Genomic DNA, 6,346 nt, shown 5'->3' on the forward strand with positions numbered 1-6,346 from the left:
GCTCACTATGCAGATATGCTATCGAAATGAACCTGGATCAACTGCGCGGCTTCGTCGAGGTCGCCCGCGAGGGCAACTTCACCCGCGCATCCGAGAACCTGCACCTGGCGCAGCCCTCGCTGAGCCGCCAGATCGCCTCGCTCGAGAACGACCTGGGCGACGAGCTCTTCGCCCGGGCCCGGGGCGGCAGCACCCTCACAGCGGCCGGCGAAGCCCTGCTGCCCCTGGCGAAGCGGATGCTCGCCGACGCCGATTCCGTGCGACGCGAACTCGCCGAACTGGCCGGTCTCCAGCGCGGCAGGGTGCGCCTCGGAGCCACCCCGACCCTCTGCATCAGCCTCGTCGCGGAGGTGCTGGGCGACTTCCACGCCGAGCATCCCGGGGTCGAGCTGCACCTCTCGGAGCACGGTTCCCGGCGCCTGCTCGACGAGCTGGCGGGCGGCGAGCTCGACCTCGCGCTGATCACCACCTCGCACGCGACCACCGCCGAGCGCGTCGCCGTGAGCCCGCTGCTCGTGGAGGAGCTGGTGCTGATCTCCTCGGCCGCGGCGCCCCCCTTCGCGACCGGCGCCTCGGTGTCGCTGGCGGAGGTGGCGGCCCTCCCCCAGATCGTCTTCAGCCGCAGCTACGACCTGCGGGCGGCGACCGACGAGGCGTTCGCGCTAGCGGGGCTCACCCCGTCGGTGGTGCTCGAGGGCGCCGAGATGGATGCGGTGCTGCGCTTCGTCGAACGGGGGCTCGGGGTGGCGATCGTGCCGGCGATGGTGCTGATAGACCGGCCCGGGCTGCGGTCGGTGCGGCTCGCCGGGCCGGCGCTGACCCGCACGATCAGCCTGGCGCGGCCGCGGGACGTGACGCCGTCGCGGGCGGTGCAGGTGATGCAGCGCACCGTGGCGGGCACGGCGCGGGCGTTCGCGGGGCGGGCGGGGGAGACCATCCGACCGGCGTGACGCTGACCGGAAGCGGACATGTCCGCTTCAGGGCCTTGTGTCGGATAACCCCCTACCCCAACGCTGAAGAGCAGTCCGACCGCTGCTCGAGGGGATCCACCGTGCCAGACATCGACCGACGCTCGGTTCTGGCGATGGGTGCCTGGTCGGTGCCGGTCGTCGCCGCCGCCGTGGCCGCTCCGGCAGCCGCCGCCAGCACGGAGCCCTCGTACCCGTTCGCGCTGATCCTGTCGCCCGAGAGCGCGACCACCTTCCGCGACGTGCGCAGCAACACGAACCTCTCGATCATGAACACCTCGACGACCGAGTTCCGAGGCACCACCTCGGTGATCGTCTCGGGGATGTACGTGCAGCACTCCGACAACTACCTGCTGCTCGCGATCAACGAGAGCCCCCAGTGGGCGGGTTCGACCCGACAGGTGTACTCGCCGACGAACCTCTCCTGGTCGGGCACGCTGGCCCCCGGGGCGATCAGCAACCCCGTGCTGCTGCAGCCGCTCTCGCAGCACATGAGGTACCCCACCGTCGACACGATCTCCTTCAACGCGGTCGACGAGGGCGCGGCGCCCGCGAGCTTCGCGGTCACCTGGTACTGATCCTCCCGCGGGGTCGGCCGGGGCGGTCGGAAGCCAGATGCGCATGGCGGCACGCGAAGACACCTGGCATCCAACGCGAGGGCCGACGAGGCTACTTGTAGAACCCGGCACGCTCGAGCACCGTCACCGCGTCGCCCCGGCTGCTGACGTTCAGCTTCGCATACAGCGACCTCGCCTGAGTCTTCACGGTGTTCGGCGAGACGAAGAACTTCTCCGCGAGCACCGCGTAACCGTCTCCTGACCGGAGGTGCTTCGCCAGTCGCTCCTCCTGACGGGTCAGATCGGGCAGGTGGAAACGGGTCTGGTCGACTACAGGAACACGGTCGATCAGCCGATCGAACGAAGCGGCCTCGGCACCCAGCTCGGGTCGCCGTTCCACCAGACGTCCGAGGAGCATCCGCAGTTCGCCGGCGGGGAGGGTCAGCAGCGGCGTGCCCGACCCCGACGCGCCGACGAGATGGAAGGCCTCCTCGAAGTGGTCGTCGGCCTCGAGATCGTGGCCGAGTCGGAGATGGGCGATCGCCCGCCTGAACAGCAACGGCGGGATGGTCCGGAGGCAGTGCTCCACCCCGAGAGCCAGGCACTCGTCCGACGCGGTCAACGCCTCCCGGTTCTGGCCGAGGAGCAGGTGGGCGGCCGCGCGCTGCATGTCGAAGCAGAGCGCGTGCCCGGCGGGGGACGGATGGCCCTGCAGCACGGTCAGCGTCCGCCGCGCGTCCCCGCGCGAGAGCAGGAGGTCGGCATAGATGCCGAGCGCGAAACCCTGCACCATCGAGAACGTCGAACCGCTGTCGCTGCCGTTGATCACGGCCAGGATCAGCGGGAGTCCGCGGTTGAGGTCCCGCTGGAGCAGCAGCGACATCCCCTCGGTCGCGGTCGCGGTGACCGCCCACGTCGGGTCGTCCGTCGCGATCGTCCGCAGCTCTGCGGCGATCCCGTCCAGCCGGGGCACGTCGAACCGCGCGGATGCGATCAGGATCTCCGCGAGGAGGAGCGGGTACCACGCGGTCGACGGAGCCCACCCGCCGGCCTGACGGAGACTCCCGCAGGCGGCGACACTCTCCTCGGCCGCGGAGTACTCACCGTTCAGAGCGCGGGCGAGGGCCAACAGCGCCCGAGCGCGGAACTCGGCGGGCCGCAGCGCCGCCCGTTCGGCGTACGAGAGCGCCCGCCTGGCGAACAGCGTGGCCTGACGCGGCCAGCCCGCCGCCGCGAACACCTCGGCTGCGGCCGACAGCAGCGCCACGCCCGCCTGCTCGCTCGCCCGGCTCGGGCGCCGGAGCGTCGTCCCGTTGAGGTGGGTCCTGATCAGCCGCTGAGCCTCGTCGAGGCGCCCCGCCCGCGCCAGGGCGAGCAGCACCCCCGTGAGGATCGTGACCGAACGCTCGGACCAGACCCTCGGAGCGGGGCCCGTGTCCAGAGTCGCGAGCTCGTCCACGTCGGCGAGGGAGACGGCCGCTCCTCCGGGTAGCGTCCCGGCAACGACGCGGTGCGCGGTTGCGGAATGCCGAGCGAGCGAGGTCGGGACTGACGCCTCGCCGACCGATGTTTCCACCACAGGCGAACGCTAATCCCGGCCGGCTTCGTCAGACGAATTGAGCCCCGATCGGGGTTCGCCTGGCGTCCCCGGCATCCTCAGCACGTCTTCCGAAAAAACGGAAAACCGCCAGATCGCGGGGATCTGGCGGTGCAGTGCGGAGACGGTGGGATTTGAACTCTATATCTTCGCTTGGAACGACGGCGATGCTGGCAGAGATCCCCGGAAATGCAGGGATTCTCGTTCACGTCAATGGCCCTCGGGTCAGGACGATGGAACTCGAGTGTGGTCAAAATGTGGTCACTCTGGAAGGGACTAATGCACGCAGGCTGTGCGGCGAGCAACGATCAGACGCAGCGGCACTGAAGCGCCTTTCAACACCGGTCCGACGGCATTCTTGGCTACCGAGACTCGCGCAGTCGGCCCGCGCGGAGGCCCCACCCAACGGATGAGCGGAGTCGTCGTGTCTTATCAGCAGCTCACTCGAGAACTCGAGATCCGCCAACGTCTCGTCCTCGTTTACGGTCAGCGGGTTACCTGCTATGCGGTCATCGCAAGGGTCGGAAGCCGGCTTAGACGATCAGGTCGGACCGGTGCACGAGTCCGGCAGCTCCGATGAGCGGCCCGTCGCCTGAGAGGGCGGACGGCACGACGCGAATATCCCCCATTGTGCTTAGGGGCGCGATTTCGCCGAGATTCTGGCGGATGAAAGAGAAAAGGTCCTGGCTGACTTTTGAGAACCCCCCGCCGATTGCAACTGCTTCAAGATCCAGCAGGGCGCCTACAGAGGAAATACCCTCCGCAATCGCTTTCGCACACCGTTGCACCGCCAAGATGGCCACCGCGTTGCCGGCCTTGTACGCGTCGGCGAGGTCTTCGCCCGAAGTACCCGCCCATCCCTGTGTGCGAGCCCAAGTGACGATCTGGGGCCCGGCCGCGATGCCTTCGAGGGTTACTGAGTAGTCGAGTCCCGGACTGGTGCGGGTAGCGAGTTGGATCTGGCCGATGTGGCCGGCGTTCCCGGTCCGGCCGCGCACTATTCGCCCGTCGACAAGCAGTCCCCCGCCCACGCCGGTCGAGACGACCATCCCGAGAGCAGTCCGGTAGTTCTGGAGCGCTCCGACCCAGTGTTCGGCGAGTACGATGCAGGTGCCGTCCAGTCTCACAGTCGGTTGCAGCCCGGTGATGTCCCGTATGAGGGTGGCCAGCGGGTAGGTGCGCCAGGCTGGCAAGTTGAGAGGCGATACCGTCCCGGTGGAAATGGAGAGCGGACCAGCGCTCCCGACACCAACCCCCACGACTTCAACACCGGGTGCGGCTTCGAGCGCACGCGTCACAACGGTTTCCACGGCTCGAGCGGTGCCCTCTCGGGATCGTGTACGTCCTGTGGGCGCACGATGCCGAGTATCGGAAAGCACGTGGCCGTCCTGGGTGACCAGTGCCGCTTCGACTTTCGTTCCCCCGAGGTCGACTGCCAGAGCGATGCCGCGCGCGCTGGTCATGCCGCGAACTCTTCTGCCAGGAGCGAGCCAGCCACGTGAAGCCACCTCTCCGGGTCATTCATTGACGAGCGCACGTCGCCGGCGAGGTCGCTGAGAGCAACCGCTCGGACGAAGAAGCCAGGAGCTGGAGCGCCAGGAATGCTGCCGGCGACCAGGGCGCAGGGCACCTGGGCGGCGGAGGCGAGTCGGCGAACGTGACCGGCGACTTTGCCGTTCTCGGATTCGGGGTCGTAACTACCCTCCCCAGTGATGACGAGATCCGCGGAGGCGATCGCAGCGTCCAAGCCAGTGACGGCTGCAATTTCCGCCGCCCCGGATGTGACCGATGCGCCCCAGGCGATCATCGCAAACCCGGTCCCGCCAGCAGCGCCCGCGCCTGATTGCATCGGATCGGCCGGAAGGCTTGGCTGAAGTGCTGCGGCCAATCGCGCCAGGTTGTGGTCAGCATCGTTGATGCCGTCGGCTTCGATGCCCTTTTGTGAGCCGAATGCCGCAGCGGCGCCGGTTGGCCCAAGGAGCGGGCTCATGACGTCGGAGAGTATTCGGACCTTTGTTCCCGCAGGAATGGTTCTCAGGTTCGTGACGTCGATCTCGGCAATGCGAGCCAGCGCTGCATTGCCCAGCCCGACGTTGCGGCCACCAGCGTCCACAAAGCTGGCGCCGAGTGCGGAGAGGGCGCCATGGCCGCCGTCTGTTGAGGCGCTTCCCCCAAGCGCAAGCAGCAGTTCACAAGGCCGATACTCCAGCGCTGCACTGATGGCTTGCCCAAACCCGTAGGTGTGGGAGTCCAACGGACGGGGATGATCCAGAAGGGTGATGCCGCTGGTATTCGCCAGTTCCACCACCGCGACAGAGCGTCGGGGTGCCTTGGGGTCCAGAAGTAGCCATGTGGTGTCCACATCCCGGCCGTCCGGCCCCATCACCGTGATGGGCATGCGGGCGGTGCGGCCGAGCGACGCGGCTTCGATCGCGTCGATGGTGCCTTCGCCGCCGTCTGCCATCGAGAAGATGCGTACCGAGTCGGCCGGTCGGACGCGGGACCAGCCGCGGGCGATGGCAGCAGCCGCGTCGCTGGCGGCCATGGAACCCTTCAAGGAGTCGGGGGCGACGACAATTTCCATCAGCCGTTTACGCGCCGTCGATGTTGAGGAATGGCTCGACCAGTCCCACGTAGCGGCGGGCCAAAGTCACGGCGCCACCTTCTCGATCTCGACCCGGCGCCCCTCGGCCGACGACAGCAGCCCGGCGTCGACGAGCTGCAGCCCGCGCACCCCCGCGGCGAGGTCGTAGCCGTGCGGGCGGCCGGCCGCGACGTCCTGCAGGAATTGCTCCCACTGCGCCCGGAACCCGTTGGTGAACTCCTGGTTGTCGGGAATCTGGGTCCACTGCGAGGCGAAGTCCTGGTCGGTGGGCAGGTCGGGGTTCCAGACCGGCTTCGGCGTGTTGACCCGCGGCTGCACCTTGCAGCCGAACAGCCCCGCCACGGCCGAGCCGTGCGTGCCGTCGACCTGGAACTCCACCAGTTCGCCGCGGTCGACCCGCACCGCCCAGCTCGAGTTGATCTGCGCGATGATGTCGCCCTCGAGCTCGAAGATGCCGTAGGCGGCATCGTCGGCCGTGGCCTCGTAGCGGTTGCCCTGCTCGTCCCAGCGCTCGTGGATGTGCGTCACGGCCTTCGACGACACCGCTTCGACGCGGCCGAAGAGGTTCTCGAGCACGTAGTTCCAGTGGCAGTACATGTCGAGGGTCATGCCCCCGCCG

Annotated in this window: 6 protein-coding genes; 2 read left to right on the forward strand and 4 right to left on the reverse strand. The window is 68.3% G+C overall.

Going from position 1 to position 6,346, the window contains the following annotated elements; all coding sequences use genetic code 11:
• Nucleotides 1-26: 26 nt before the first annotated feature.
• Together NVV95_RS14495 and NVV95_RS14500 are read left to right on the forward strand one after the other, a co-directional pair.
• Nucleotides 27-950 (forward strand): LysR family transcriptional regulator, encoded by a 924-nt coding sequence (locus NVV95_RS14495; protein ID WP_259487261.1) that lies wholly within the window; start codon nucleotides 27-29, stop codon nucleotides 948-950.
• A gap of 101 nt (nucleotides 951-1,051) precedes the next feature.
• Nucleotides 1,052-1,546 carry a hypothetical protein gene (locus NVV95_RS14500; RefSeq protein ID WP_259487262.1) on the forward strand — a complete coding sequence of 165 codons (495 nt, stop codon included), beginning with the start codon at nucleotides 1,052-1,054 and terminating at the stop codon, nucleotides 1,544-1,546.
• 91 nt (nucleotides 1,547-1,637) lie between these two features.
• Here NVV95_RS14500 and NVV95_RS14505 read toward each other — a convergent pair whose 3' ends face one another.
• From NVV95_RS14505 to NVV95_RS14520, 4 genes are all read right to left on the reverse strand, one after another.
• Nucleotides 1,638-2,984, reverse strand: a complete 1,347-nt coding sequence (locus NVV95_RS14505) for a response regulator transcription factor (RefSeq protein WP_259487263.1) — start codon at nucleotides 2,982-2,984, stop codon at nucleotides 1,638-1,640.
• 671 nt (nucleotides 2,985-3,655) lie between these two features.
• Nucleotides 3,656-4,585, reverse strand: a complete 930-nt coding sequence (locus NVV95_RS14510) for an ROK family protein (RefSeq protein ID WP_259487264.1) — start codon at nucleotides 4,583-4,585, stop codon at nucleotides 3,656-3,658.
• The gene (locus NVV95_RS14515; protein WP_310796081.1) at nucleotides 4,582-5,706 is read right to left on the reverse strand and encodes a glycerate kinase; all 1,125 of its coding nucleotides are present in this window, start codon (nucleotides 5,704-5,706) and stop codon (nucleotides 4,582-4,584) included. The genes NVV95_RS14510 and NVV95_RS14515 overlap by 4 nt, the downstream gene beginning before the upstream one ends.
• A gap of 66 nt (nucleotides 5,707-5,772) precedes the next feature.
• Nucleotides 5,773-6,346, reverse strand: a 574-nt coding sequence (locus NVV95_RS14520; protein WP_259487265.1) for a Gfo/Idh/MocA family protein, incomplete at its 5' end; no start/stop codon positions are given.

This window comes from Herbiconiux gentiana (assembly GCF_024978135.1).
Classification (GTDB): domain Bacteria; phylum Actinomycetota; class Actinomycetes; order Actinomycetales; family Microbacteriaceae; genus Herbiconiux; species Herbiconiux gentiana.

Coding starts and splice junctions, on each gene's coding strand:
- NVV95_RS14495 (WP_259487261.1), top strand. CDS start 27: ATGAACCTGGATCAACTGCGCGGCTTCGTCGAGGTCGCCCGCGAGGGC.
- NVV95_RS14510 (WP_259487264.1), bottom strand. CDS start 4,585: ATGACCAGCGCGCGCGGCATCGCTCTGGCAGTCGACCTCGGGGGAACG.
- NVV95_RS14515 (WP_310796081.1), bottom strand. CDS start 5,706: ATGGAAATTGTCGTCGCCCCCGACTCCTTGAAGGGTTCCATGGCCGCC.